The following is a 335-nucleotide window of genomic DNA, read 5'->3' as shown; positions in this document are numbered from 1 at the left end:
CCCGTTCCATTCTTTAATATAGCTACCATCTTTGTAACCGTGATCTTGGCGGAAAAAGTTTAACGTATTTTTACCTACGTAGCCGCGATATAAATCATCAATATCCATACCCATTTGCGCCATACAGCCGGCAAAGGCAGCGGCATTAAACGTTTTATCTGCAACAGCAGAAGCCGCTAATATTTCTAGCGTTTGTTTAAAGTCATCCGCTTGTTGAGCATTACTAAGCTCAGTTTCAAGTTGCTTTGCTAAGTCTTCGTAGCTAGTTTTACCGTCAATTCTAAGCGATAGACCAAAATGAAAAATATCAACCAACTCTAAAATAACTTGTTCAG

At 39.1% G+C, this 335-nt stretch carries 1 protein-coding gene; it reads right to left on the bottom strand.

Translation table 11 applies throughout. The features are described from left to right. Positions 1 to 335: dUTP diphosphatase (locus AAEY83_RS13495; protein WP_351059567.1), on the bottom strand; the 335-nt coding region annotated here is incomplete at both ends.

Source organism: Psychrobacter sp. TB20-MNA-CIBAN-0197 (assembly GCF_040309765.1).
Classification (GTDB): domain Bacteria; phylum Pseudomonadota; class Gammaproteobacteria; order Pseudomonadales; family Moraxellaceae; genus Psychrobacter; species Psychrobacter submarinus.
Note: the sequence above shows the minus strand (reverse complement) of the source record. Positions and strands in the feature narration are given on the sequence as shown.